The sequence below is a fragment of the Stenotrophomonas sp. SrG genome, assembly GCF_050031795.1.
GTDB lineage: Bacteria > Pseudomonadota > Gammaproteobacteria > Xanthomonadales > Xanthomonadaceae > Stenotrophomonas > Stenotrophomonas rhizophila_A.
Window position 1 is genome coordinate 1 of sequence record NZ_JBNBBE010000171.1, and the last position, 284, is coordinate 284.

The window sequence follows — 284 nt, forward strand, 5'->3', positions numbered from 1 at the left end:
GCCCTGGACCACCTTGCGTGACGACAGATTCTCCACGGATACGCGTTCATTTTCACCTGCATCGGCCAGGGCCATCCCCGCCACCCGGACCTCGACCCCGCCAAAACGGGAGACCAGGGCGACGCTGTCGCCGCGGCGGCTGAGACGCTGGGCGACCAGGTCGTTGGCCGACAGCAGGCTGCCGGCACGCAGCGGACGCCGCGCCACCCGCCCCACCGCCACGGCCGGGTCGGCCCGGGCGGCACCGGCAAGGCGGGCCACGTCTCGCTGTGCCGGGGTGATAT

General features: G+C 72.5%; 1 protein-coding gene. It reads right to left on the reverse strand.

The window, feature by feature from the left end:
- Positions 1–284 (reverse strand): flagellar basal body P-ring formation chaperone FlgA (gene flgA, locus ACQG3P_RS19410; RefSeq protein ID WP_426805955.1); only part of this gene is annotated, 284 nt, incomplete at both ends.